The following is a 25,452-nucleotide window of genomic DNA, read 5'->3' as shown; positions in this document are numbered from 1 at the left end:
GTTATGGAAGAGAAAATACAGCTCTTTGCTAAACGAAAAAAGATCTATCCGCGCCGCGTATGGGGGAAATTTCGCAAGCTAAAATGGGTCTCGATGGTGGTGCTACTCACCATTTATTATGGCGCGCCATGGCTGCGCTGGGATCGTGGTGCATACTCGCCCAACCAAGCAATTCTTATCGATCTTAACCATACGCGTGCGTATTTCTTTAGTATCGAGATCTGGCCGCAGGAAGTCTATTATCTCACGGGAATACTTATTCTTGCTGCCGTAGGTCTATTCTTTGTTACCTCATTGTTGGGGCGTGTTTGGTGTGGCTATGCCTGCCCACAAACAGTGTGGACGGATTTATTTGTCTGGGTTGAGCGCATCGTGCAAGGGGATCGAAACGCGCGCAAAAAATTAGACGAATCGCCATGGAATTTTGAGAAGATCCGCAAAAAAGGCCTCACCCATATTTTATGGTTATTGATTGGTCTGCTGACGGGCGGCGCGTGGGTGTTCTACTTCAATGATGCGCCAACACTCTTCGATCAAATTATACATTTCGATGTGCCGTGGAGTGTCGGAGGATGGGTGCTGGGCCTGACTTTCTCTACCTACCTCATGGCGGGTTTTGCGCGTGAGCAAGTCTGCACCTATATGTGCCCGTATGCACGCTTCCAATCCGCCATGTTTGATAGAAACACACTCATTATTGCCTACGATGCCGAGCGTGGCGAACCACGCGGCAAACATAAGGCAGGGACTAGTTGGGAAGGGCGCGGCCACTGTATTGACTGTGACAGCTGCGTGATTGTCTGCCCCATGGGTATCGACATCCGCGAGGGGCTGCAAATGGAGTGCATCGCCTGCGGATTATGTGTTGATGCCTGCGATAATGTGATGGAAAAAATTGGACTGCCCAAAGGGCTTATTCGCTACGATACAGAAAACAAGACGCCATTTAAGCCATGGCGGCCACGCACGTTCTGGTACGGTGGTATCATCTCAATTGTTGGGTGTTTGATGCTTTATAGCTTGTTGACACGTTCACTAGTTGAACTGAATGTCATTCACGACCGTAACCCGCTATTTGTAAAGCTTGCTGATGGATCGGTGCGTAATGGCTACAACATTAGTATCATCAACAAGCAGCACGAAGATAAAACCTACGCATTGCGTGTGGATGGCTTTGAAGATTCGGCGATACGCCTGCAGGCAAGCGGCGATATCTCCGCAAATGAGCTTCCTGTATTCGCCAACTCAGTGGGGCATTTCCGCGTGTTTCTAACGGCCCATAAGCCAACAGAGCAACGCCAAGAGATAATGTTCCAGATTCAAGAAACAGATAGTATGATAACAGCACAAGAAGACAGTATCTTTGTAAGTGAGGGTCTATGACCGCACGACATGTATGGTGGTATTTTGTCGCATTCTTCGGGTTCATAGCCGCCGTGAATGCGCTGATGGTGACAATTGCAATTCGTACGCATAGCGGCGTTGTTACCGAGCATTCCTATGAAAAGGGTCTGGCTTACAACGCAGTGGTGCACGCAGAGGAAAAGCAAGCAGCGCTAGGGTGGAGTAGTCGCATGAGTTACACGGATAACATGCTGCATTTCACGTTATACGACAAAGATGCTAAGCCCATTACGCCCGAGACAGCCACTGCAACCATCACTCGCCCTACAACATCGGGCATGGATTTCACCGTGAAGCTAAGCGGCACAGAGACAGCGATAGCCTTCCCTATGAACGGTCTATGGGAAGTGCAGGTGGATATATCGCACGCAGGCACGCATTATCAGCAGCGTAAGCGCATCGTTGTGCCATGAGTAGCGCGCATTTCATCACCACTGAGGCGGACGGAAGCCATAGCCTAAATGTGCTGGTAGAAGGCATGCATTGCCCATCCTGTGTTGCGCTCATCGAAGGAGCTTTGCGCAAAAATGCTGCAGTTACCAACGCGCGTCTAAACCTCTCTACCAAGCGCTTACGGATTGTGTGGGATGGTGCAGTGGAACTAGGGGATAGCTGGGTTTCGTTGATCAGCGCTATGGGGTATCGCGCCGTTCCATTTGATGCGTCCACCGCAGAAACTACTGAGAAGAAGGAAGAGAAATTCCTGCTGTACTGCCTGGCCGTTGCTGGCTTTACCAGCGGAAATCTCATGCTGTTTTCGGTGCCCTTATGGAGCAGCGATAGCATAGAAATGGGCGAAGCCACGCGCACACTTTTCCATTGGGTACAGGCCGCGATAGCACTTCCCGCCATTAGTTATTGCGGCATTCCATTCTTCCGCTCGGCATGGACAGCGCTGCGTAGCTGGCGCACCAATATGGATGTTCCTATTTCCGTTGCTGTGATTCTAGCAACGCTCATGAGCCTGTTCGAAACTATCACTCGCGGCACGCATTCCTATTTTGATTCTGCGGTGATGCTGCTCTTCTTTCTCCTCATCGGCCGCTATCTCGAAGCCCGTGCGCGCGGTCGTGCACGAAATGCTGCGCAAAATTTATTGCAGATGATGACAGGGTTTGCCACCGTACTAAATGCTGATGGCACAAGCCAAACTATACCATTCTCCGAAATAACCGAAGGCATGACATTACACATTGCTGCGGGCGAGAAAATTGGTGCAGATGGGGTGATACTTACTGGCACATCCGAAATTGATACCAGCCTAATCACAGGCGAGACTATGCCGCATGAGGTAGAAGTGGGTGCAGCATTATTTGCTGGGACGATTAACCTTGCCGCACCTATTACCATGCGTGTCACCAAAGCAGGTGAGCGTTCCACGCTTTCGGAAATCATCAAGTTAATGGAATCCGCCGAGCAAGCGCAGGCAAAATATGTAACACTCGCGGATAAGATCTCCAGATGGTACACGCCCGTCGTGCACGCGTTAGCCGCAGCAACTTTCGTAGGCTGGATGATCTGGACAGATGCGCCTTGGCAAGCAGCATTGCTCTATGCGGCAACAGTATTGATTATCACCTGTCCTTGTGCGCTTGGGCTTGCAGTGCCTGTGGTACAGGTCTTGGCAAGCGGCAACCTAATGCGTCGCGGGATTTTTCTTAAAAGTGGTAGTGCACTAGAAAGGCTTGCTGCTATCACCCATGCCGTGTTCGACAAAACTGGTACGTTGACACTGGGAAAGCCAGAATTGCTGCACAAAGAAACTTACAGATCAGAAGATTTACAACTAGCCGCCTCACTCGCTGTGCACAGTAAACACCCACTCTCACAAGCTCTGGTGGCTGCTTATGATGGTGCATTATTGCCATTTGTGGTGCAGGAAGTGCAGGGTGCTGGCCTTGCAACTGAAGGCGTCAAACTTGGCAAGCGTAGTTGGGCAACCCAACTACCAGATGATGGGCAGAGCATGATGGAATTATGGTTGGCAGTGGAAGGCAAAGAGCCAGTTCGTTTTACGTTTGCCGATCAACTGCGCGCTGATGCAAAGAATGTTATTTCAGCGCTACATGCTCAGGGTATTAAGACGCTTTTACTTTCAGGGGATCGTCAGGAAATCACACGCGATACTGCGGCGCTGTTAGGCATTGAACATTTCGAGGGCGCGCTATCGCCGATGCAAAAAACCGAGAAAATTGCAGCGCTCAAAGCAAATGGCGCCAACGTTCTGATGATCGGCGATGGATTGAACGACGCGCCATCGCTCGCCTCGGCAACCATTTCCCTGTCACCCGCTAGCGCGATGGATATCACCCAGAATGCCGCAGATATTGTATTTCAAGGCGATAGGTTGCAACCCGTCTGCACGGCGTGGCGCACGGCAAAATTCTCACAAACGCTGGTAAAACAAAATTTTGTGCTAGCGATTCTCTATAATGTTGTGGCAATTCCACTCGCCGTTGCGGGTATGGTAACACCACTGATTGCGGCCATTGCCATGTCCAGCTCGTCGCTGCTGGTGATTGCCAACGCAATGCGCCTTAATCTATTCAAGGATGAACTATGAGTATTCTTGTGTATCTCATTCCCATCGCGTTTACGCTTGGCCTTGCTGGGCTTGCGGCATTCTTTTGGGCGATGAAATCGGGCCAGTTCGATGATCTTGACGGCGCACCTTATCGCGTTCTCAGGGATGATGAGAACGATGCGCCGCCCAATCACTAAGCTGCTTGTTTCAACAGTACGAACAACTGATCTTTCAATACTAAGCGCTGCTTCTTAAGTGCTTCAATCCGCTCATCCGATGCTGCTTCCGCACCTGTTTCAATGCGATGTACTTCATGTTCAATCTGGTCATATTCCGCAAACAAGCGTGCGAAATGATTATTGGTCATTTTTAGCGTATGTATCTGCGCACGAAATTCAGGAAATTCATTGATAAGGCTATGGTTTTCAAGTGACATAATGACTCCTTCTGTTGATGCGAACCATGCTATGTCCACTTGATGCCGTGGCACTTGATATAAATCAATGTGCGTCAGGATTCTTTCGTTAGAGGTAGTGCACCAATTTAAGTACGAGAGAAAGTTATGAAAAAAATTCTATTAGCCACCGTTTGCCTTGCGTCCCTTTCATCCATTGCTTCACCTGCTCTGGCTGCAGAGCATTTCAAAGAGGGTGACTGGATGGTGCGTGCTCGCGCCCTTAATGTACGCCCAGATGTCGATAGCACATTGTCGATTGGTGGCACGGTGAAAATTGATAATAGTGTCGTTCCTGAATTGGATATGACGTATTTCTTTACGCCAAATGTTTCGGCAGAGTTAATTGCCGCAGTAACTCCGCACAAGCTCACTACGAGTGGCGGTGTCGATGCGGGTGACGTGTGGCTGTTGCCACCAACCCTGACCCTGCAATATCACTTTGACCAGTTTGATAGCGTGATTCCCTATGTTGGCGCCGGCGTGAACTATACGCATTTTTATGGTGAGAATGCAGGCGCACTGAGTTCCGTCGATTATGATGATAGCTTTGGTGGTGCGTTGCAGGTGGGTGCGGATATCCCACTCGAAGATAATTGGTATGCCAACGTGGACGTGAAGAAAGTCTTTATTAGCACTACAGCAAACTTCTCTGGTGCAGGTGGCGTACGAGCGGATGTTGATATCGATCCGTGGATCATCGGCGTTGGCGTTGGCTATAAGTTTTAGTCATGGCAAGCTGCGACATCATTCCGCTCTCATCGGCCAAGGCCTGTTCAGGCAAATGCAGGAGTGATGGGTGTGGTGTTGCGTCGAGTGTTTGGGTGTTGGCTGCGTGCGAGGGCGCAATGGCGTTGTTTCGTAAACAAGCGAATGGGCACTTAGTACCCGTTCCAGAGCAAACGCCGCGCGCCTACTCGTTAGAAAGCGTTTTACGAGAACAGCTTGCTCAAGCATTCGAGCGTGAGGATTTTGCGCAGCTGGTATTGGTAGGCAGCGCTAATGATATCGCATGGACGCAGTCATGCTTACCCGAATCCATTTCTAAGAAAGTGGTTGCTGAAATTAAATATCCGTTGATGTCTGCGTGGTTTAGCTCGGACTCACAGACAAGCAAGCTGACCCAAGCACTTGCTCACGTACTAGAACATTAACCCATTTCTTCTATGTCACAGCTGCCTGATTCAGAGCAGCTATTACAGACGAAATCGCGCAGTTTCTCGATCGTTTGGATGGTGATCTCATGCCCCGAAACCGTGATACCTAGCGGCTTGAGTTGCTGCTGGCTGCGCGATAGGGTTTCTGGCTTCATCCCTAAATAGGTCGCCAAAATATGCTTCTCAACGGGTATTTGCAGGGTCTTGGAGCCATCAGCTTGCGTATGGCACAGGCGTAGCAAAAAGCACCCCAGGCGTTGCGAGGCCGACATAGTGCTCATCTGTTCCAACTTGAGCTGTGCTTGCGATGTGCGCTGGTTGAGTAGCGCCATAATCGTACCTGAAAGCGCAGCATTCTCTGCAATCAGCGTACGAATGATCGCTGAAGGAATTAGCGCGAGCTCTGTATGTGCTGTCAGTATTTGGGCATGATAGGGATAACTGGCATTGGGAAATAAAGCGGCTTCGCCGAACATGTCGCCTTCGGTGCATAACCCCACGATGCTTTCTTTGCCATCGGGTGTTTGGCGCGTCAGCTTCACCCAGCCTTTGAGCACCAGCCACAGGCTTGCCGCCGTATCGCCATGGTGCAAAACGACATCGTCCTTTTCATATGCTTTCACTTGCACATGCGGTGTAAGTGCTTGCAACACGGCAGGCTGGTTTTGAAACAGCGTGTGGTAACCCAAATGCTGTGAAGAACTACGTTCAAGTTTCATACGGCTCTATTAGTACGGAAATCAAATTAACGCTAGTGGTTGATTGATATTAGGGGGCGCTACTAAGCCATTCTCTAGAGATTCACGGCCATCTAGGGTGTGCGAATGTGTAAGGGGTATATATTTGACTAATGGGGATGCGCTAAAGCGCCAGAATGGTTGCGGGGGCGCGATTTAGCTCAAACTTTAAACCCGACCAAGCCCTAGAGCCACCCGCCGTCATCGTCCAACTTCCTATAAAGGGGCAGCAGGGCGATATTGTGGTGAAACGGTACCTACCCACCTAGAGCGGCCTAGAATGGGTGTCGTCTGTTGGCCTTAATCTACGCGACTACCCAAACAACTGGTCGTTATAGGTTTTGCCGAAGTAGTCATAGACCGTGCCGCCATGGGCGATCGCACCAACGAGTTGGAAGGTTGTGCCACCCACGAGTTGTAGGTTGCCACTACCATCAAGGTCAGCCACTTCGCTAGTCGCCAGCATCCCTCCTTCGATTATATCAAAGCTCAATGCACTGCCGATACCATCTAGCTCGGCGTCAATATCGAATGTGAGAGTGTCATTCTCATAAGAGCTGATTAACGTTTCCTTTGCCGTACCACTCTTTAGGCTGGCTTGAGAAGCGCCGCCAAACAAGAAATCACTTGCGGTAAGCGTGCTCGCGGTAAAATTCGTGAGTGTGATGACGAGGTCAGTACCTGCGCGCGGTATCGTAATAGTTGTATCAGCGCCCACCTGTGCAATCGTCAAATCACTAAAGGAATCTATGTCAGAGGCATTCAGTTGTTTTGGATTCAGCGGATAAACAATACAGCGTTGAGTCTGAGGAATAATGATGACGTCTGTGCCATGAACAAAATCGACAATGGTGAGCGCAGTGGCCGAATGATCTATCGTAAACGCATCCGCACCCTTGCCACCCATGAGCGTATCACTACCTTGATTACCAAAGAGAGCGTCATTGCCGTCGCCACCCCAAACAACATCGTCACCGCTACCACCCGAAAGCGTATCATTACCTAAACCACCAGCTAGCGTGTCGTTGCCGTCACCGCCCGTGACAAGGTCATTACCACCGCCACTTGCTAGATAATCATTGCCGCCTAGGCCGCTAACCGTATCCGCACCCATGGCACCGAAGAAATAGTTATCATTCGCATTGCCCGTCAGCGTCTGGCCACTTGGCGTGGTGCCTGTGAGAATATTATCAATATCGTATTTCGTCAGCACGTTGCCGTCTGCATAAGCAAATGCTTCAATATTATTGCCGATATTACCACCAGGCTTAAAGCCTGCGATTCTCACCGACGAAACACCATCCACATTGATATCGAGAACACTACCGTTTAGCGAGAACGTCGTATCGGCATAGACCAACCCTTCACCAAATTGGAGAATATCGTTACCGCCCGCATCACCTATAGAGTCAGCACCATCACCCGCATTATGTATGTAGGTATCGTTGCCAGCACTGTTCGACCCGCTAATGCTATCATTGCCTAACCCGCCAATAATCGTGTCATTGGCATGAACTAGGTTAGGGGCAGTCGCGCCACCGCCGCTATAGACCATTAATCCTGATATTTGTTCAGCTCCCGATGTGGCAAGCTGGAAGGATTCCGAGCGATAAAGAGCACTGGAAAGTGGGTTAATCGTATCAAGATAGGTGCCTTGGAGTGCAGCAATATATTGCGCATCGGTAACGCCAAGTGCATTGGAGATCACATTGATTGCTGGCAACCATTGCGACCAATAATCTTGAAGTGCGGCAGCGGTTGATGGCTGTGACGCCGCAAGCGCGTCAATCATAGCATCCAAGTTGCCTACCAAATCGTCTTGCAGATAATTGTAGTTAATGCCGCTTGCCCATGCGAGTGGGTGATTGCTGCTGGTATCGGCAATCTGCACCAGCAAGCGTGCTGCAACTGCATCCACTAAATGGTTCCAGTTAATTTCGAGATTTACGCCCGTATTCGCGTTGGGATTAGGCGTGCCTGTACCATTCACATCATCATAGAAGGAACTACCAATCAGTTCTTCCAGCGCCTCCAAATGCTGCGCGTTGATATTAACCCCGCGGCTACCTGCTACCACATCATCCGAACCCGTCCAACGAATCAGGATGGCTTCTACCGCATTATGAAAAGCTGCATAATTAAATGTCGTGAAATTCTGAGTTGCGAGACTATTGACCATGCCCAACAGCGTCGCATCATTCGTCATCGACACCCAAAGATTAGGCGTTGTGCCATATCCATGCAACAAGGGCAGGTCGAACACGGCCTCGTTATACACGAAATTATTCGGGTAATCGTAATAGCTGCGCGTCGGGTCATTCTCAAACCACACATCCACAATGCTGCGCGTATTACCATTAATAGTATAGGTGCTCGTACCATCAATCGTGTGGCCTTGGTTCGTGCCGCCACCCGCCGTGTAATTAAGATTGATAGACGTAATGCCTAGTTCCGAAAGCGTGTGCAGTTCATTCGCTTCGCTATAGCCATTACCATTTGTATCTTGCCATACGCGCAGTTGCACAAAGTTCGCATCCGTCGCAGTGATGAGGTTGTCATTGTTGCTATCCAGCGCATCCAGCGCCGTGAATCCATTGGTAGTCTGCGTACCGAACAGCTCCGAGATATCATTAATCACGCCATCGCCATTTACATCGCGTGCCAGCAACCCATCATCGGGCATTACCCAGCCTGTGTGCTGCATGAAATCATTATTGTCGAGGTCGAAGAACGCATGGCTATTCGCAAGTGATAACAATTCAATCCCATCACCGTCCAAATCAAGCACAAGTGGCGAAATGAGGGGGTTGCCAAACAACTCATTAGACAAATCCAAAAAACCATCCAGAGCGAAAGGCACTAGTAAATCATAAGGAGAATTAAGGAGGTTATATATGTTATCAATATATTCACCAATCGATCCGATGGTATCTAGTTGTTCTGGAGTAAATAAATCTCCAATGTCGCCGGATTGTCCAGCAGCGCCATATACTCCCTGCACAAAGTTTGCACAGTTATTTGAACCCAAATTATAAACGCCTGGATTTGCTGTAACACTATTGATATAAGCAGTAACATTGCTGAATTGTTCATCGCTGAGAGAAATAGTGTGCGAATAGGTTTGGGTAACATTCAGATTAGGGTTAATCGCCCGTCCCGAATCATCTAGCACAGCACCTAGCCCATGCAATCTATCTACATTTATTATCCCATCAGCAGCAGGATGATATCCCCGGTAAATGGTGTTACCATTCGAGTCAGTTAGCGCAACATAAGCGTGTCCAACAGCACCGCCATTATCAATGATAATCGTTAAGCTACCTGGCATTAGCGTCTCCTAAAGTAAGAGTAAAAATGTTGGCTGTATCATCTGGTTGATTGCGGTAGGCTTGAATAACTTTAATGTTCGAGACATCTAATCTGCCACAACCCATTTGACGCCAGTAACTAATGTACAGGCCTATATCTGAATAATAGGGGAACGCTCCTTTTGTCTTTTCTTGTTCTTTAATCAGTTCGTTCTTATCAGGTAGAAACTTGCAGGGGTTTTGTAAAACATTCTGCAATGCTTTATGCAGTTCTGGATGCTTTAGAAAAAGTGGATCTGCAGTAATATCAACACATTTCTGAAACCACCACCAGCCACATTTCCTAAGATAAAGATCATTTGCAGCCCCTTCGGACATCAGAACACATGCTGCGCCCGCCTCTGGACGTTTAATTAAACATTCATCTTGAATAGCCTTCTCATTTAATGAAGCATAGGTAGCATAAGATTTTAGAACACGAGTCTGACCAAAAGCAAGTTGCACAACCGCTGAGATCGCATTGCCAGTAGAATAGCTCCTCTCAGGAAAAAACATCAAAGCTAGTGACAATACATAACATAAGAGTGCTATTAGAAAAACAGCATAAAAAAGGTGTTTCTTAGTTTTATTCATTATAGTTCTCCTCTGCTCTTCTTCCAAAAGTAGCCCACTATTCCTATGTAAATAATAATCATGCATTGATGAATTAGTTCATGAGAATTTGGCCAAAAATGTCGTGCTGACATAACGATAACCGTGCCAGGGATTACGCTGACAGCAAATATTTTAAAAAGAAGTTTGAAATTCATAATTCACCTCATTTTTGAACAATCCAAATCCTCTTATAATTGCGCTCGCTGGATGCATATTTTTCATTAACTTTGATTACTTTCGCCAATTGATTGACGCACTGGACTCCATCTTTAGCATAGTCCCGACTAAAATCGACATTGGGTATGTAGAAGAAGGCTTTTTTAGCTGCGCTGTCCTTAAACAACAAAGCCCATCTTCCGTCGTCATTCAGAGAAGGTATTGGTGTTATCAATTCATATTCAGGCAATTTTAAAGGTCTAATATCTAACGAATATGAAGGGTAAATACACACCTCATCCCAAGAAAAGTCTGTAATGCTTGCGAGTAATACACTTTCAGAATCAGATTCATAGAAATCCGCAATGCTGCGATCAAGCTGCCTAAATTGGCTAGGCGATCTTACAAGTCCATAAACAACTAAAGCCGCCAACAAAAGAGCAAGGATAATAAGTCCGCGTTTCAGGATTTTCTTCATGGAAACTTTCCGAGCAAATAATTATTTTATTTATTAGATTTTTACTGTGCCTGCGCGCTTATGCCAAGCGCCTTATTTGCCTATTTCCTATTAATTTGATGCTGAAAAAGCATAAAAATCACCCACGCAACACGTTAAATTAACTCCGATAATTGAATGTTATCGGGGGCAATAGAAAGCTGTTCATATTTGGAATGCATGGCTTTATTTATAGAAAGCAAGTGTTGGTTGTTTAGAATTATTTTCTAACAAAACAACAATATGCGCTATGTGCACCGCCCGATATTGCTTGAACTTTGAATAGGTCGCTAAGGTTGAATAAAGCTAGCGCTCCCGAGAAGTTGTGAGGTCGCGGCGGCGCGATTTAGCTCAAACTTTAAGCCTAACCAAGCCCTAGAGCCACCCGCCCTCATCGTCCAGCTTCCTATAAAGGGGCAGCAGGGCGATATTGTAGTTAGACGATACCTACCTAGAGCGGCTTAGACTTAGCCCATACTCCTGATCAGCCACTTAATGGGATACGCAGCTGCCATTACGGTGAATAGGCCACTACACCACAAGGCAATGAACCATACCCATTGCTTGGCTTTGGGGTGGGCATTAAGCCAGTCGCGACTGCGTTTAATACATATGTTCATGGCTGCTTTTGCCTCGGAAAATATAATAGCAGTAACCTGTATAGCCAAGGATGAGTGGCAGCAATGGAGCGACGCCAACTAACATCAAGGATAGACCGGGACCCGATGCGGCTGCGTCCCAGATGGAATAGCTAAAGGGGATGATCCACGGGAAAATGCTGATACCAAGCCCCAGATAGCCCATCAGAAAAATACCGATACTGGCAAGGAATGGGCGGTATTCATGCTTGCTGCGGTGCAGGTCGCGCCATACCATCAGGAAAAGGCCAGCGGTGATAAGCGGAATCGGCAGCAGGTAGTAAATGTTCGGCGTGCTGAACCAGAAGGTTTTGATTTGTGGGTTCATGAATGGCATGGCGATACTCACCAGCCCCATAAAAATACCGACAAAACCCAATACATAAGAGGCCACTTTGCGCGACCATTCCATGGTGACATCTTCGGTTTTCATGACCAGCCATGTAGAGCCTAGCAGCGCATAGCCAAACACCACGGCAATGCCCGTCATCAAGCTGAAACCAGTTGCCCAGTCAAATGGTCCGCCAGAGAAGTTGCGACCATCCACTTCCACGCCTTGCACGAATGCACCAAGAATCATCCCTTGGCAAAACGCGGCAGAAAGCGAGCCGTAATGGAACGCATAATCCCACAAGCGACGATCACGTTCATTCGCTTTGAAGCGGAATTCAAAGGCAACACCGCGCAGGATAAGGCCAAGCAGCATAACGATGATGGGAATATAAAACGCTGGCATCAGCACCGAATAAGCCAGCGGGAATGCAGCGAACAACCCGCCGCCGCCCAGTACCAGCCATGTTTCATTACCATCCCAGAAAGGGGCAATCGAGTTCATCATACGGTCGCGGCATTTGTCGGAAGGTGCGAATGGAAACAGAATGCCGATTCCCAGATCAAACCCATCGAGCAGCACATAGAGGAAAATTGCGGTGGCTATCAATAATCCCCAGATCAGTGGCAAATCAATCGTGGCGGAAAAATCAAACATGGGTGCCTCCTTTTTCCGTGGCTGCTTCCGTCACGGTTGCCTCAATACTATGGCGATAGAATTGTTCTTTATCATTTGCGGCAGGGATGCCTTTGCCTATGAGTTTAAGGATGTAATAGCTACCTGCACCAAACACGAATGTGTACATCACCACGAAGGCTAGCAACGACCACGCCACCTGCGGACCCAGAATAGCAGGTGATACAGATTCCATCGTGCGAATGATGCCATAGGCCGTCCACGGTTGACGGCCAATCTCAGTGACAAACCAGCCTGCAAGCAGCGCGATAAAGCCAGTCGGCATCATCAACATCCACCAACCTTGCAGCCAGCGTGTGGTGAATAATTTACCTCTAAAATACTGTACGGCACTGACAGCACCGATGAAAATCATCAGCATTCCCAATCCTACCATCACGCGGAAGCTCCAAAACACCCATGCTACAGGAGGACGATCTTCTTTCGGGAAGTCTTTAAGCGCAGGGATTTTACCATTCGCATCACCCGTCAGCACCCAGCTGGCTCCACCGGGAATCGCGATGCCATATTTGGTTTCCTCAGCGTTTTGATCCGGCCAGCCGAACAGATAAAGCGGCGCAGCTTTGCGGTGTTCCCAATTACCTTCCATTGCCGCTACTTTAGCGGGTTGATGTTCCATCGTATTTTCGCCGTGCATGTGGCCGATGAATAATTGCGTAGGCGCAACCAGCGCAGCCATAATCGCCGCCATTCCTAGCATAATACGCGCTTGTGGCACATGGCGTTTATTCCACAAATAAAACGCCCCAACCCCACCTACCACAAACGCTGTGGTAAGATAGGCCGCTGTAACCATATGTGCGAAGCGATACGGGAAGGATGGGTTAAAAATGATTTCCAGCCAGTCAGTCGGCATCAAGCGGCCATCTTCGGCAATGCTAAAGCCCTGCGGCGTCTGCATCCAGCTATTGGCTGACAAAATCCAGAAGGCTGACATCAAGGTACCACCTGCCACGATGCAGGTTGCTACAAAGTGCATCCGTTTGCTAACGCGCCCCCAGCCGAAGAGCATAATGCCGAGGAAAGAAGCCTCCAAAAAGAAGGCGGTTAATACTTCAAAGCCAAGCAATGGTCCGAGGACATTCGCCACACGGTCGGAAAAAATCGACCAGTTGGTGCCGAACTGGTAAGACATCACCACACCCGATACCACGCCCATGCCGAACGCCACGGCAAAAATCTTGACCCAGAACTTATAGACATCACGGTAAAGGTCGTTGCCTGTCTTTAGCCAACGCCATTCCAACACCGCAAGAAAGCTTGCCAATCCAATGGTGAAGGCAGGAAACACGATGTGGAAACTGACCGTAAATGCGAATTGGATGCGGGCAAGTAACAGTGGGTCAAGATCAAACATTCATTATCTCCAGCTTATACAGTTTAGTGTCTTATAATAGAATCTTATTTATCCGTCGAGATGTTGAGAGGTACATAAGCAGGGCACCAACGGATGATGCCAGTAAGTAGGGGCACAATGCCAATCGCGCCCCAGATGTTTCCTGTGGTCACACCCCAGCCGATAATAGTAAGGCCTGCGATGATGCGAAGGGTGCGATCCGTTTTTCCAACATTACATTTCATAGAAATCTCCATTAAGCGGGGTTGTTGAGAGCAGAAAATTGTTCGTAGGCAAGCATGGCATCGGCGGCATACATCAGTGATGGTCCGCCGCCCATGTAAACGGCCATGCCCAACACTTCTTCGAATTCCTCTCGGGTTGCGCCCAACTTCACCAGCGCCTCTGTGTGAAAACCAATGCAACCATCGCAGCGCGTAGAAACACCAATCGCCATCGCGATAAATTCCTTGGTCTTTTTATCGAGCGCACCGTCTTTAGTGGCGGCTTGTGCCATCGCGGAAAAACCCTGCATAGTATCTGCAATGTCCTTGCGTAATACCTTCATGTTGCTGCTAATGCGCTTGGTGATGTCGGGGTAAGATTTGGTCATAAATTCCTTTATAGGTTGACGAATGATTGCCTTGACTATGTTAGCAACTACTAATACAATGTCAACATGAAGAATGCAGCAAACTCTCTCGATATGAAGCAGATGAAAAAGAATGCAGCAGCGGCAGAGTTGTTGCTGAAGCAGCTCGCCAACGCCAATCGCCTAATGGTACTTTGCCATCTTGTTTCGGGTGAAAGAACGGTCGGAGAACTCGCTGAATCTGTTGGATTATCACAATCTGCACTCTCTCAGCACCTTGCAAAGTTGCGCGAAGCTGGCTTAGTTGCATCCGATAAGCGCGGGCTCTCGGTCTATTACCGTATTTGCAGCATGGAGGCGCAGGCGCTGCTTTCGGTGCTGCATCTCATCTATTGCCGCAAAGCGTGATTATTTTAGAGGATTCTAACATTATGGCACTCAGATCCATCGACGCGAAAACACTAAAGACATGGATGGACACTAACGAAGCCGTGCTGGTGGACGTGCGTGAACCCGCAGAACATGCGGCAGAGAACATCACGGGTGCAACACTGTTGCCGCTTGGCAGTGTAAGTAAATCAGCGCTTCCACCTTACGCAGGTAAAAAGCTGGTGATCCACTGTCGCAAAGGTGGACGCGGTGGTTCAGCTTGCCAAAAACTACTCACCGAGGACCCCTCCCTTGAGATTTACAACCTTGAGGGCGGCATCGATGCATGGAACGCGGCTGGACTCATGGTAGTGATTTCCGGTAAATCCTTCCTGCCTTTGGACAGGCAGGTGCAACTGACAATTGGCTTACTGCTGATAGCAGGAAGCATTCTTGGCACTGTGTTTTCCCCATTATGGTTCCTGCTCACAGGCGTGATTGGTGCCGGATTGACTGTCGCAGGTCTCACAGGTTTCTGCGGGCTTGCGCGCATCATGGCCAAGATGCCTTGGAATCAGAAATAGCTTAGGCAACCTATCACCCGCTAAATGGTAGCCCGCACCCTATTTTAGATTTGGCCAGTCACTTATATAGGCAGCAGGGACCCGATTTAGCTTGAACTTAGAAGTTGTTCTTGAGGCTCACTCAGTCTTGCTCTCAAAGAAAATCCCGAGGCTGTGAGGGCGCGATTTAGCTCAAACTTTAAGTCTGACCAAGCCCTAGAGCCACCCGCGCTCGTCGTCCAGCTTTCTTGCAAAGGTCAACAAGGCGATATTGTGGTAAAACGATAATGTTTATTAACGCATTATTCCAAGGCTGATTATAACGGTACAGTAGGTCATATCATCAACTTTAGTGCCAACATAAGCAGCTGACATCATCAAGAGAAGAAGGCCAGGCGCTAAAAAGAGCATGTGCAGCCAAGGCGTCTTTGTTAGGAAAAATAAAGCTGGAATAAATGCAAGGATCAATAATGCGCTGATTATGGTGCGCTTTGATGTAGCGCTGTGACGCTCAGTATAAAGCGCATGGGATATAAGAGCTAGCTTGCAAGCATAAAGCGAAGCAATGATCGCGGGCAGCCATGTTCTCCAAGCTGATGTATCAATACGCATTTTGAGGAAGCGTACATCATTATGCGTATATAACATCAGTACAATTGCGAGTAACAAGGCACATGCCAATGGTAGCGGGAAACGCTTAACTCCGCATATTTACAGCAAATACTCGGAATAAATACATAGAATGTTACAGTTGAGCTTACATCTAGAATTATGAGGTTAGGCTAAAAGAGCTAATTAAAAGGTAGCACCACGGTAGCACCAGCATTATAGCCCAAAACTGAAAAAGCCCCGTGAGGGGCTTTTTAGTTGGTTGCGGGGGCGCGCATCCACCGATGTCTTCCTAAGGTACGAGTCGTTATTGACCTGGGGTAGGTCCAGAGGCGAAATCTATAAAACAACCCCTTACACAGTATATAATCATCCTTCCCTTTACTATAAAATTGCTGTATTTTTCCCATGAGAATCAATGAGATGTGGCAGGCATGAAAAAGAGCAAACCAGAATCTGAAAAAACTCCAGTATCAAAGACCAGCTACAGACCCATCAGCGGATCTGATAATTCGAACTTCAGCACTGCACTACTAAACCAAGTCATCCAATCATTATTTCTTCCTGAATATTTAGGCAAAGAACAGCGTGACAAAGTCATTACAGCTGCAATAGCCACTTTAAGAGAGATTGCACCTAAGGACGGGCTCGAAGGAGTGCTGGCTGCACAAATGGTTGCGACTCACAATTCAGCGATGGAATGCATACGGCGCGCTGCGCTAGAAAATCAAACATTTGAAGGACGGAACATGGCGCTGAATCATGCCCAGAAACTCCTTAGGCTATATCTTGAACAAATGAAGGCCCTCAATAAACACCGTGGCAAAAGCGACCAGAAGGTCGTCATTGAGCATGTCAACATAGCACCAGGCGGTCAAGCTATCGTGGGGAATATCGAATCTGGGAACCTCAACAAATCGAGTGCTACCCCAGCTATAACGCACCATGATACACTGGTTATAGATGGCCACGCTGTCACCTCTCCTGCTTCATCAAAAACTGTTGTCAAAAATGCCAAGAGGAAAAAGTAACCATACGCGCAATACTCAGGGAATGTTAGCAAGCCCTCGGTGCGGCGCCAAAACCCGTAAAGGCACTTCCTGTTCTTCACCCGCCGTTCAGGGCAAGAGGCGGTGTAGGATGCATGGAGGGGCAGCAGGCAGCGGCGCACCTAAAAAGAATCAGAATGCCCTTAAGCATGGCCAGTATACAAAGGAAGCGATAGCTTTTGACAAACATGTACGCAAATTAATTAAAGATGGCCGGAAAACAATTGATCACGCGAGCTAAAGAACTGTGCGAATTCATTACTTCCAGCATGTAGCATTTGAAGGATTAGGCATGATCCGTGAGTGGATGCAGCGGAGTGGCTGCGTCTCCAATTGCACGGCGTTTTATAAACCAGACTGGGAAATCCCTGATTTAGAAAGCTACGATGCCCTGATTCTTATGGGTGGCCCGATGGGTATATATGATGAAAAAGATTACCCATGGCTTGCAAAGGAGAAAGCGCATATCAAAGCGGCTATTGAGGCTGGAAAATCAGTACTTGGTATTTGCCTTGGCGCTCAGCTAATTGCATCCGTTCTTGATGCACGTGTTGCGCCAATGGAGACTAAGGAAATCGGCTGGTTTCCAGTTGCCACAACCGATGAAGGAGTTGATCATCCCATTCTGGGCGGGTTGAATCATACAATGACTGTATTGCACTGGCATGGAGATCGGTTTGAAATTCCTTCTGGAGCCATAAGGTTAGTGAGCAGCCATGCCTGCGACAATCAGGCATTTTTATACCAAAAGCGTGTTCTGGGCTTGCAGTTCCATCTGGAAATGGATGAGCCGGCTATACGGCAGATAATTAATACGTGTGGGCATGAGCTTGTTGTAAGCGCAACGATTCAATCTGCAAAAACGCTACTGGCACATGCAGCAGAGTTGAATACGAAACGAGCTTTGTTCCAACTTCTGGATAACTGGGTATCTGCTTAACTCTTAGGTAAACAGCATCTTACCACCTGCTATCACCAGCACCAAGGCAAGCATGGTGCGGATGCCGGGTACGGTGAGCGTGCGCGTCCCAAAATGCGTGCCGAGCAATCCTCCAGCAAGTGCAGCTATCGCCCATAACGAAAGCGCTGAGGGCAACGCCTGAATCGAGGATACATTACCAAGCAAGCCAGAAATGGAATTTACCAAAATGAAGCTAGCGGCGATTCCCGATACTTGCCGTGTTGGAGCCCAGCCCATGAACAGTAATAGCGGACTCAAAAAAATACCACCGCCAGTGCCACTTAACCCGGCAAGCAGACCAAGCCCCATGCCGGTAGCCAGTGCCGCCGCCAGCGGCGGGCGCTTAACAGTTCGATCTTTTTGTTTCGATTGCCTTGCAGTCCGCTGCAATTGAACTGCCGAGAGCAATAATATGATGCCGATCAGCGGTTTGTAGAACGCGCCTGGCACATGAATCATCCCCCCAACAAAGGCGGAAGGAATGGATGTGACAACGAAAGGCACCAGCAACGTAATATCGTTTTGCTTTGCGCGCGTATAACGATACATGGCAATCGATGCCACCAGCACATTTAGTGCAAGCGCAGTAGGACGCATGATTTCAGGTGCAAGCCCTAAAAGCGCCATTGCCGCCAAATAGCCCGATGCACCGGCATGTCCCACAGAGGAATAAAGCGCGGCAGCAACAAAAATGAGCGCGGCAAGTGATAATTCTTCCATAACCGTTAGTGTACCCCACCGCCGCATCCGCCACAGCATCTGTTTTCGCTACTGCTGGCTTGCTGTTTAAAGAGAATATCATTTTCTAAGCGGATATGTTCCATCAGGTCATCGCGCAACTCACCAACACCCAAATACAATGCTCGCCAACTGTTACATGCGTCGTCTGGCAACCGTAGGTGATGCGCAAGCATCAGCATTTTTTCCAATGCTTCCATATGCTGAACATGCTCCGATTCCATAACGTAAATTGGCCCCGTCGCCATAGCGCCCTGACCACGCATAAGCATCGGGAACAGAATTCGCTCCTCTTTTTGCATGTGGCCCTCAAGTTCTTGCAGCATGTTGGTCAAATGCAGAGCCAGCCCTGTAGGAATGTCAGGATGCGCGGCATGCACGCGTTCCACTTTCTCGGCCAAATGAATCAATTTCGGAAGCTGTTCGCGATGCCGGACATGATAACGATCTAATACATGAGCAATCAGTTCTTTAGTGCTTGCCCTACTCCAATCTGTTTTACTGGGTGGTTGTTCTGTAATAGACATCCATTCCTCCATACGTTTTTTTACAGACTATGAGCAGTTATCTTTTACGGGATTGACCTAGATCAATCCCAAATCAAACACGCGTAGTCTATGTTTTGCGTATGCTAAGGTACGCTAGACAAACCGTCCTTCCCGAAATCGGACAAGAAGGACAGGAACGCCTGAAATCCGCCTCAGTACTGTGCATCGGGACGGGAGGTCTTGGCTCGCCTGCCTTGCTTTATCTGGCCGCTGCTGGCATTGGCAGAATCGGGCTGGTGGATGATGACATGGTGGATATCAGCAACCTACAACGGCAAGTGTTGTTTAAGGAAACCGATCAGGGAAAGTCGAAGGTAGAAGCCGCGAAGGCGGCACTGGCCGAGTTGAATTCGCAGTGCCAGATTGAGGCGTATCACCAGCGATTCATCCCAGAAAATGCGGAAGCATTAATACAAAACTATGATGTCATCATCGACGGCACGGATAATTTTAGCAGCAAATTCCTAATTAACGATGCCTGCGTGAAGTTTGGTAAGCCACTAGTTTATGGTTCGATACTTGGTTTTGTGGCGCAGGTGTCGGTGTTTTGGGCCAAGGGGGAAAATCATCATGGGCCGTGCTATCGTTGTCTGTATCCCAAACCACCCGGCGGCCATATCCCCAACTGCGCCGAAGCGGGAGTGATTGGCGCAATGGCGGGCATTGCCGGAACCGTGCAGGCGCTTGAAGCCATTAAAATGGTACTGGGGCTGAAGTGGTGCAAAGAAAAGAATTTGGAGCCACTGCTTGGTACGCTTTGGATACTGGATGCTCGCACCATGCAAACAAAGACCCTCATATTGCGCAAACGTCACCAATGTTCCGCATGTGCCCGTGATCCGAACGATATTCTTCTCACGCAAGCGGAGGAAAGTTGCGCGACAAAATCAAATGTAAAGAATATCAGTGCAGAGGATGCTGCAAACCAAATAAGCAAAGCCGTGTTTATTGATGTACGTGAAGCACATGAGCTGGCTTCAGGCCGAATTCCAAAGGCGTTACATATTCCACTTGGCACCTTGCTATCCAACGAAGATTCGGTGGGCGATATTGCCTCGGACACTCCCGTGATTGTCTATTGCCAGCACGGCATACGCAGCTTTTCGGCAGCTTCACATCTTATCGCGCTGGGCTTCAGAAATGTTGCTCATATCAACGGCGGTATTGTGCGTTGGAAAGGTGAACTTGCCTAAGCTGCACGTTTGCGTCGTACATCCACCTCTAGCACCACCGTGAGTCGAACACCCTTCATTGTAACCGCTTGTTCGATCCCCTCGCGCGATGGAAGCGACGCCAAAAAAAGAGCGAAGTCTTTGCGGTCCACTATCAACTTCCATGCATTTTTTTGTACGTCTAATGTCAAAGTCTGCTCCATCTCTGCTAGCACTACCGAATATTCCACGGTCTGCTCCCCGAGATTAAGCGAAAATGCCAATAAACCGTCGCGCATTAAAAGTTCTGTCTCGCCTTGCGTGATGCGAAAGCGAAGCTGATCTTCACTGATGCGTAGATTCATGAGATGACCTCCTGCCATTCTTCGGGCGTGTTGGTATTGGTGAGCGCTTTTTGCATTTGTTCTGGTAGCGGCACTGATATTGCTTTCAGACCAGCCAAAAATTCTTTTACAGACAATTTTCTTTTCTTCACCAACTCCTGAATACAGCTATCGGCATGGCGTATGACCGTTTCATCGGTCGGAATAATGCAGGGAAGCGGATGTCCTTCCATGTGGTGCGGCTTATGTGCAGGACAATCAACAAGCAGCCGAATCACGTCTGCTGTCAGGTGAGGCATATCTACCGGAACGAAAAGCAGTCGCTTGTAATTCATCGATAACCTTAGAATGCAGGAACAGATACCACTTACAGGCCCACATCCTGAAAGCAGATCAGGAAAACTTGGGTAATCTGCGATTTTACCGCTCACATAAACGCGCGATACACCCGCAGAACGAATACTGTCCGCCACTATATCCACCAGCCGTTTTCCTTTATAGGGCAGTAATGCTTTATCTTGCCCCATGCGTGAGGACTTGCCGCCGACCAGAATAACTGCAGCGATGTCATCCATGGTGATGTCCACAAAGCGCATGGCCTTTTACCCACTCGCTATCGCCATCCATATAATGCTCCTGCTTCCATACGGGGGCGCGGATTTTGAGTTGCTCAATCAGGTAACGACAGGCCTTAAAGGATTCATCGCGATGGGGTGAGCCGACAGCGATGATGACGCTAATGCCACCAATTTCCAACTTGCCTTTGTAATGCTCGATATAAAGCCGCAAGCGTTCGCTGAACTCAGCTTTAGCTTCCGCGCAGATTTCCCGAAACACATTGCAGGCCAGCGGTGCGAATACATCGTAACTCACCGCATTCACGGCCTTGCCCATATTGTGATTGCGCACCTTGCCGACGAACATATTCAGTGCGCCATTTTCTGCCGCATGCACAAAATCGGCGGCTTTTTGGATGGAAAGCGCTTCCTCGCTGATGCCCGTATAGATGGATTGTGTCATCGTCAGCCTCCGCACACGGGGGGCAGAATGGCAAGCTGGGTATCGCGCTCAAACACGGCATCTTCGGGCAGAATCTGCGTTTCATCGGCCAGCGCCGAATCATCAATCAACGGATGGTTATGAAGCGCGGCCTTAAGTGCGCACCGTGCCTCAACCAGCGTTGCGCCATACGGCAGGCTGAGCGTGAGTGGCTTGCCATTTTCATGCCCACGAAACGCACCAAAGAGATTCACGGTAAGGGTTATGCTGCCTGACATAGTGTTTTATCCTTGTTAGAACCCGTTGTTTTTAATGCGGCATACAGCACGATGGATACACGCTCACCCGCGTTGACCGCCGTCTTTCCTTCCTCCAGCACCACCCACGCATTGTTTGCTACCATCGGGCGGATCTTGAAGGACTCCTGACCATCGCTGATATTTGTACGCAAGCTACCCGCTTCATCCAGCCAGACTGATGCTTTCAGGAATTGACGAAAGTTACCTTTCTTGGTGAAGTTGTTTTCCAATGTGGCCATGAGCAGCGGAGCATCAGGCAGGCCTTGCAATGCGCGCACTAGAGGCATCACGAAGAAGGTAAAGCCAATCGCCGCTGAAATCGGATTCCCTGGCAAGCCAAAATAGAAGCTGCCGTTTGGCAGCGTTGCAAACAAAACAGGCTTTCCAGGGCGAATGTTGACGCGGTGGAAGTGGATCGTCGCCCCCATATTCTTCAAACTCTCAGGGATAAAATCCCACACTCCCTTAGAGACCGCGCCCGTGCTGATGAGTATCGCGGGTTCTTTGATCGCAGCAATTTTACTCTCGAACAGCGCAGGATCATCGCGCACAATCCCTTCATATTGTGCTTCCAGTCCTTGCTGCTCGGCTACTGCCAGCAAATACGGCGCGTTGGAATTGTAGATCTGTGCGCCTTGCAGCGGCGTCGCATAATTATCCGTGATTTCATTACCCGTGCTGAGGATATGCAGTTTTGGCGTGTGCGTAGTCGCCACTTCCGTGATTCCCAAGCTGGAGAGCAGCATAATCGTTTCTGGCGCAATGGCCTCGCCACGGCGCAAAACTGACTGACCCTTCGTCACGTCCTCACCCGGAAACCGCACATGATCGCCCGTGCGCGCAGGTCTGGTGAATGTCACCGTATCGCCATTCACTATCACCATCTCCACCGGCACAATAGCGTCATATGGCTCTGGTACGATAGCGCCTGTCATGATCTGCGCGGCAGTCTCCGTGTGTCCGACAGAAGCCACATCTCCTGCAGCAATAGCCGTCTGAATTTTTAAGGTCACGGGGCTTTGTTCGCTGGCGCTTGCGAGCTGAAGCGCGCACACGGCGAATCCATCCATCGCGCTATTACGGAAGCTCGGCACCTGCATCGGGCTTGTCACGTCCTCAGCTGCAATCTTTCCAAATGCCTGCATGAGTGGAACTTGCTGCACCTTTGGCGCGCCTGCTTGGCCAGTGATAATCTTTAATGCTTCTTCGTATGAAATCATTATTTTTCTCCGTTTGAAATGCGGATGAGATGTGGAATGAGTTTCGGCAACAAGGCGCTTAAGCTTTCGCTGACAGCAGCTGGGTTACCCGGAAGCGTGATGACCAGCGTAGAGCCGATAATGCCAGAGACAGCGCGACTGCTCCATGAAAGTGGTGTGTACTGTGCGCCATCGTTTCGCAGCAATTCTCCTACGCCAGGGATTACTTTATCGAACAGCGGCAACAAGGCTTCGGGTGTATAATCGCGGGGTGAAACACCCGTGCCGCCCGTAGTGATAAGCAGATGTGGCGCATGGTGCTTCACCATTTCTTGCACCGTGGCGACGATGCCATTCTTATCGTCAGGGATAACTTGATAATCGCAAATACTGCACCCTACCTCTTCCAATGCGGCTTTGAGTGTCGCGCCCGAAACATCCTCATATTCGCCCTTCGCGGCGCGATCACTTAAGGTAAGCACGGCGGCTTTACGGCCAGCCAGCAGTTTTGCAACTGGCGGATTCACAAGTTCCAGCACCCAATCTGGAACGCCAGCAGGGTTTAGCCACAGGCCAGATTTTCCGCCTTTTTTGGCAAGCAGTTTAATCTCGCGCATGGCTAGATTCGCTTCGATCATCTTGCTCAAATCCCAGATGGTGAGCAGCGCCGCATTCACTCCCGCAAGCACTTCCATCTCGATGCCCGTTTTGGCATGCACCGAGGCCACGCAAAACACACACACGGCATTCACTTCGGGCAAGAGTTCGGTGAAAACACGCACCATGTCCAACCCCATCGGGTGGCAGAGAGGGATCATCTCGTAGGCCTTTTTAGCCCCCTGAATGCCAGCAATTTCCGCCAGCATCAGCACATCGCCTTTAGGTAGTTTGCGATCACGAATCAGCGCGAAGGCTTCCGCCCCGACGACAATTTCACCACTAGCAACAGCAATGCGGTGCTTAATGGGTTTGTTCCCGACATCGATCATTTGAAAACTAGGCTTCATCTATCCTCCGAGTGTCGCAAGGTGCGGCGTGGAGCCGGTGATTCCTTGCTGTAAATAATGTGTTTCATGTTTGAAATGCAGCGCCGAAGCAATGGCATCAATGAGTTCTTCGCGTTGGTCATCGGCTTGTAAATATGGGCGTAGATTGTAGCCGCCTTCGCCAAACAGGCAGAGCATTAGCTTGCCGCGTGAGGTAACGCGCAGGCGATTGCAGCTTTTGCAGAAATCCTTGGAGTATGGCGCAATGATGCCGATTTTCCCGGCATAGTCAGGATGGGTAAATTCCTGCGCAGGGCCACTATCTGGCTTGCGAAGCTCTGGCACGAACCCATGCTCTAAGAGCTGCTGAATAATGACGTTTGCACTGATATGATGCTGCTTGAAAAAAGCCAGATTCTCACCCGTTTGCATCAGCTCAATAAAGCGCACAGATAACGCCTCTCGCTTAATCCACGACAGGAATTCAGGCAATGTATGATCAGTGACTTCCTTGAGAAGCACCGAGTTGATCTTGATATTGGTGAAACCTGCCGTTTTTGCCGCTTCAATACCCTCCAGCACATGCGCGAGCTTATCCTGCCCGGTGATGGCGTGAAACCGCTCGCTATTGAGGCTATCGACGCTGACATTGAGCGCATTAATGCCCGCATCGAGGAAGGCTCTGGCATTTTCTTTCAGGTTATAGCCGTTGGTGGTGAGCGCCACGGTGCGAATACCCGAAATGCTACTGACGGCGCGTGCAATCTGGGTCAAATCCTTCCGCACCGTTGGTTCGCCTCCCGTCAGTCGGATTTTATGTGTGCCAAGCTCGGCGAAAGCCGTTGCAAGTCGGGTGATCTCAGGGAGCGTCAGGAAATCACGGTCAGTTTTCTGGTAGCCATTGGGCAGACAATAGGTGCAGCGGAAATTACACACTTCCGTCACGGACAGCCTTAAATAGGGGAATTTCCTCCCAAATGAATCCTTCAACACCTTCATATCCTTTCCAAACGCGGGAGGCAGAGGCGTTTCCGCCGCTACCCGGTGAGCTTATGCCCACGGCCTAAAATCCTTGAGTCAGCGACATGCCAACCGTTAGGCGTTTCAGGCTTCGGATGATGGAAGGGTAAAAAGGAAAGGCGTTTTAGCAATTG

At 49.2% G+C, this 25,452-nt stretch carries 30 protein-coding genes and 1 riboswitch; of the genes, 11 read left to right on the top strand and 19 right to left on the bottom strand.

The window, feature by feature from the left end; genetic code table 11:
- Window positions 1-3: 3 nt before the first annotated feature.
- The 4 genes from ccoG to ccoS are packed head-to-tail and all read left to right on the top strand — an operon-like array spanning window position 4 to window position 4,125.
- A complete protein-coding gene (ccoG, locus tag J0M34_05560; protein ID MBN8543714.1) occupies window positions 4-1,383 on the top strand; it encodes a cytochrome c oxidase accessory protein CcoG in 1,380 nt (459 codons plus the stop codon).
- Entirely contained in the window at window positions 1,380-1,817 is a 438-nt protein-coding gene (locus J0M34_05555; GenBank protein MBN8543713.1) for a FixH family protein, read from the top strand. Before ccoG ends, J0M34_05555 begins: the two co-directional genes overlap by 4 nt.
- The gene (cadA, locus tag J0M34_05550) at window positions 1,814-3,967 is read left to right on the top strand and encodes a cadmium-translocating P-type ATPase (protein ID MBN8543712.1); all 2,154 of its coding nucleotides are present in this window, start codon (window positions 1,814-1,816) and stop codon (window positions 3,965-3,967) included. The genes J0M34_05555 and cadA overlap by 4 nt, the downstream gene beginning before the upstream one ends.
- On the top strand, window positions 3,964-4,125 hold the full coding sequence (ccoS, locus tag J0M34_05545) for a cbb3-type cytochrome oxidase assembly protein CcoS (protein ID MBN8543711.1): 162 nt from the start codon (window positions 3,964-3,966) through the stop codon (window positions 4,123-4,125). Before cadA ends, ccoS begins: the two co-directional genes overlap by 4 nt.
- Here the strand turns inward: ccoS and J0M34_05540 are convergent.
- On the bottom strand, window positions 4,122-4,364 hold the full coding sequence (locus tag J0M34_05540) for a YdcH family protein (GenBank protein ID MBN8543710.1): 243 nt from the start codon (window positions 4,362-4,364) through the stop codon (window positions 4,122-4,124). The genes ccoS and J0M34_05540 overlap by 4 nt on opposite strands.
- Window positions 4,365-4,490: 126 nt before the next feature.
- Here J0M34_05540 and J0M34_05535 point away from each other — a divergent pair, with 126 nt between their 5' ends.
- Together J0M34_05535 and J0M34_05530 are read left to right on the top strand one after the other, a co-directional pair.
- Window positions 4,491-5,111, top strand: coding sequence for an OmpW family protein (locus tag J0M34_05535; GenBank protein MBN8543709.1), 621 nt, complete (start codon window positions 4,491-4,493; stop codon window positions 5,109-5,111).
- Window positions 5,112-5,113: 2 nt separating this feature from the next.
- Complete coding sequence (locus tag J0M34_05530; protein MBN8543708.1) at window positions 5,114-5,536, top strand: hypothetical protein; 423 nt, start codon at window positions 5,114-5,116, stop codon at window positions 5,534-5,536.
- On the opposite strand, the gene J0M34_05525 is transcribed toward J0M34_05530, so the two are convergent.
- From J0M34_05525 to J0M34_05490, 8 genes are all read right to left on the bottom strand, one after another.
- Window positions 5,533-6,258: a Crp/Fnr family transcriptional regulator gene (locus J0M34_05525; GenBank protein ID MBN8543707.1), complete on the bottom strand. Its 726-nt coding sequence runs from the start codon at window positions 6,256-6,258 to the stop codon at window positions 5,533-5,535. The two genes, J0M34_05530 and J0M34_05525, sit on opposite strands and share 4 nt — an antisense overlap.
- Window positions 6,259-6,589: 331 nt before the next feature.
- The gene (locus J0M34_05520; GenBank protein ID MBN8543706.1) at window positions 6,590-9,604 is read right to left on the bottom strand and encodes a hypothetical protein; all 3,015 of its coding nucleotides are present in this window, start codon (window positions 9,602-9,604) and stop codon (window positions 6,590-6,592) included.
- Entirely contained in the window at window positions 9,594-10,217 is a 624-nt protein-coding gene (locus J0M34_05515) for a hypothetical protein (GenBank protein ID MBN8543705.1), read from the bottom strand. Before J0M34_05515 ends, J0M34_05520 begins: the two co-directional genes overlap by 11 nt.
- Before the next feature lie 184 nt (window positions 10,218-10,401).
- Window positions 10,402-10,872 (bottom strand): hypothetical protein, encoded by a 471-nt coding sequence (locus J0M34_05510; GenBank protein MBN8543704.1) that lies wholly within the window; start codon window positions 10,870-10,872, stop codon window positions 10,402-10,404.
- A gap of 621 nt (window positions 10,873-11,493) precedes the next feature.
- Entirely contained in the window at window positions 11,494-12,516 is a 1,023-nt protein-coding gene (gene cydB, locus J0M34_05505) for a cytochrome d ubiquinol oxidase subunit II (GenBank protein ID MBN8543703.1), read from the bottom strand.
- Window positions 12,509-13,912, bottom strand: a complete 1,404-nt coding sequence (locus J0M34_05500) for a cytochrome ubiquinol oxidase subunit I (GenBank protein ID MBN8543702.1) — start codon at window positions 13,910-13,912, stop codon at window positions 12,509-12,511. Before J0M34_05500 ends, cydB begins: the two co-directional genes overlap by 8 nt.
- 44 nt (window positions 13,913-13,956) lie before the next feature.
- Window positions 13,957-14,136, bottom strand: coding sequence for a DUF2892 domain-containing protein (locus J0M34_05495; protein ID MBN8543701.1), 180 nt, complete (start codon window positions 14,134-14,136; stop codon window positions 13,957-13,959).
- An 11-nt stretch (window positions 14,137-14,147) separates the two neighbouring features.
- A complete protein-coding gene (locus J0M34_05490; GenBank protein MBN8543700.1) occupies window positions 14,148-14,504 on the bottom strand; it encodes a carboxymuconolactone decarboxylase family protein in 357 nt (118 codons plus the stop codon).
- A 102-nt stretch (window positions 14,505-14,606) separates the two neighbouring features.
- Between J0M34_05490 and J0M34_05485 the strand changes: the two genes are divergently transcribed.
- Together J0M34_05485 and J0M34_05480 are read left to right on the top strand one after the other, a co-directional pair.
- The gene (locus J0M34_05485; GenBank protein ID MBN8543699.1) at window positions 14,607-14,891 is read left to right on the top strand and encodes a winged helix-turn-helix transcriptional regulator; all 285 of its coding nucleotides are present in this window, start codon (window positions 14,607-14,609) and stop codon (window positions 14,889-14,891) included.
- A gap of 23 nt (window positions 14,892-14,914) precedes the next feature.
- Window positions 14,915-15,436, top strand: a complete 522-nt coding sequence (locus J0M34_05480; GenBank protein MBN8543698.1) for a rhodanese-like domain-containing protein — start codon at window positions 14,915-14,917, stop codon at window positions 15,434-15,436.
- 273 nt (window positions 15,437-15,709) lie between these two features.
- Here J0M34_05480 and J0M34_05475 read toward each other — a convergent pair whose 3' ends face one another.
- Entirely contained in the window at window positions 15,710-16,084 is a 375-nt protein-coding gene (locus J0M34_05475) for a hypothetical protein (GenBank protein ID MBN8543697.1), read from the bottom strand.
- Window positions 16,085-16,458: 374 nt separating this feature from the next.
- Between J0M34_05475 and J0M34_05470 the strand changes: the two genes are divergently transcribed.
- Window positions 16,459-17,055, top strand: a complete 597-nt coding sequence (locus J0M34_05470; GenBank protein ID MBN8543696.1) for a hypothetical protein — start codon at window positions 16,459-16,461, stop codon at window positions 17,053-17,055.
- Between the two features lie 310 nt (window positions 17,056-17,365).
- Window positions 17,366-18,013: an amidotransferase gene (locus tag J0M34_05465; GenBank protein MBN8543695.1), complete on the top strand. Its 648-nt coding sequence runs from the start codon at window positions 17,366-17,368 to the stop codon at window positions 18,011-18,013.
- A 3-nt stretch (window positions 18,014-18,016) separates the two neighbouring features.
- Here the strand turns inward: J0M34_05465 and J0M34_05460 are convergent, their stop codons facing one another.
- On the bottom strand, window positions 18,017-18,754 hold the full coding sequence (locus J0M34_05460; GenBank protein ID MBN8543694.1) for a sulfite exporter TauE/SafE family protein: 738 nt from the start codon (window positions 18,752-18,754) through the stop codon (window positions 18,017-18,019).
- A gap of 5 nt (window positions 18,755-18,759) precedes the next feature.
- A complete protein-coding gene (locus J0M34_05455) occupies window positions 18,760-19,311 on the bottom strand; it encodes a hemerythrin domain-containing protein (GenBank protein MBN8543693.1) in 552 nt (183 codons plus the stop codon).
- An 89-nt stretch (window positions 19,312-19,400) separates the two neighbouring features.
- Between J0M34_05455 and J0M34_05450 the strand changes: the two genes are divergently transcribed.
- Complete coding sequence (locus J0M34_05450; protein MBN8543692.1) at window positions 19,401-20,513, top strand: ThiF family adenylyltransferase; 1,113 nt, start codon at window positions 19,401-19,403, stop codon at window positions 20,511-20,513.
- Here J0M34_05450 and J0M34_05445 read toward each other — a convergent pair.
- The 7 genes from J0M34_05445 to moaA all read right to left on the bottom strand — a co-directional run bounded on the left by J0M34_05445 (window position 20,510) and on the right by moaA (window position 25,297).
- Window positions 20,510-20,836 (bottom strand): hypothetical protein, encoded by a 327-nt coding sequence (locus J0M34_05445; GenBank protein ID MBN8543691.1) that lies wholly within the window; start codon window positions 20,834-20,836, stop codon window positions 20,510-20,512. The two genes, J0M34_05450 and J0M34_05445, sit on opposite strands and share 4 nt — an antisense overlap.
- Window positions 20,833-21,411: a molybdenum cofactor guanylyltransferase gene (locus tag J0M34_05440; GenBank protein ID MBN8543690.1), complete on the bottom strand. Its 579-nt coding sequence runs from the start codon at window positions 21,409-21,411 to the stop codon at window positions 20,833-20,835. The genes J0M34_05445 and J0M34_05440 overlap by 4 nt, the downstream gene beginning before the upstream one ends.
- The gene (locus J0M34_05435) at window positions 21,383-21,835 is read right to left on the bottom strand and encodes a molybdenum cofactor biosynthesis protein MoaE (GenBank protein MBN8543689.1); all 453 of its coding nucleotides are present in this window, start codon (window positions 21,833-21,835) and stop codon (window positions 21,383-21,385) included. The genes J0M34_05440 and J0M34_05435 overlap by 29 nt, the downstream gene beginning before the upstream one ends.
- 2 nt (window positions 21,836-21,837) lie before the next feature.
- Window positions 21,838-22,092: a hypothetical protein gene (locus J0M34_05430; protein ID MBN8543688.1), complete on the bottom strand. Its 255-nt coding sequence runs from the start codon at window positions 22,090-22,092 to the stop codon at window positions 21,838-21,840.
- Window positions 22,077-23,333, bottom strand: coding sequence for a molybdopterin molybdotransferase MoeA (locus tag J0M34_05425; GenBank protein ID MBN8543687.1), 1,257 nt, complete (start codon window positions 23,331-23,333; stop codon window positions 22,077-22,079). The genes J0M34_05430 and J0M34_05425 overlap by 16 nt, the downstream gene beginning before the upstream one ends.
- Window positions 23,333-24,319: a bifunctional molybdenum cofactor biosynthesis protein MoaC/MoaB gene (gene moaCB, locus J0M34_05420; protein MBN8543686.1), complete on the bottom strand. Its 987-nt coding sequence runs from the start codon at window positions 24,317-24,319 to the stop codon at window positions 23,333-23,335. The genes J0M34_05425 and moaCB overlap by 1 nt, the downstream gene beginning before the upstream one ends.
- A complete protein-coding gene (gene moaA, locus J0M34_05415; GenBank protein ID MBN8543685.1) occupies window positions 24,320-25,297 on the bottom strand; it encodes a GTP 3',8-cyclase MoaA in 978 nt (325 codons plus the stop codon).
- A riboswitch (molybdenum cofactor riboswitch) is annotated at window positions 25,285-25,427 on the bottom strand. Its footprint overlaps the gene before it by 13 nt.
- Window positions 25,428-25,452: the final 25 nt, after the last annotated feature.

Source organism: Alphaproteobacteria bacterium, assembly GCA_017302575.1.
GTDB lineage: Bacteria > Pseudomonadota > Alphaproteobacteria > Rickettsiales > UBA3002 > JAFLDD01.
The sequence above is the reverse complement of the archived record's forward strand: the minus strand, read 5'-3'. Positions and strand labels throughout refer to the sequence as shown.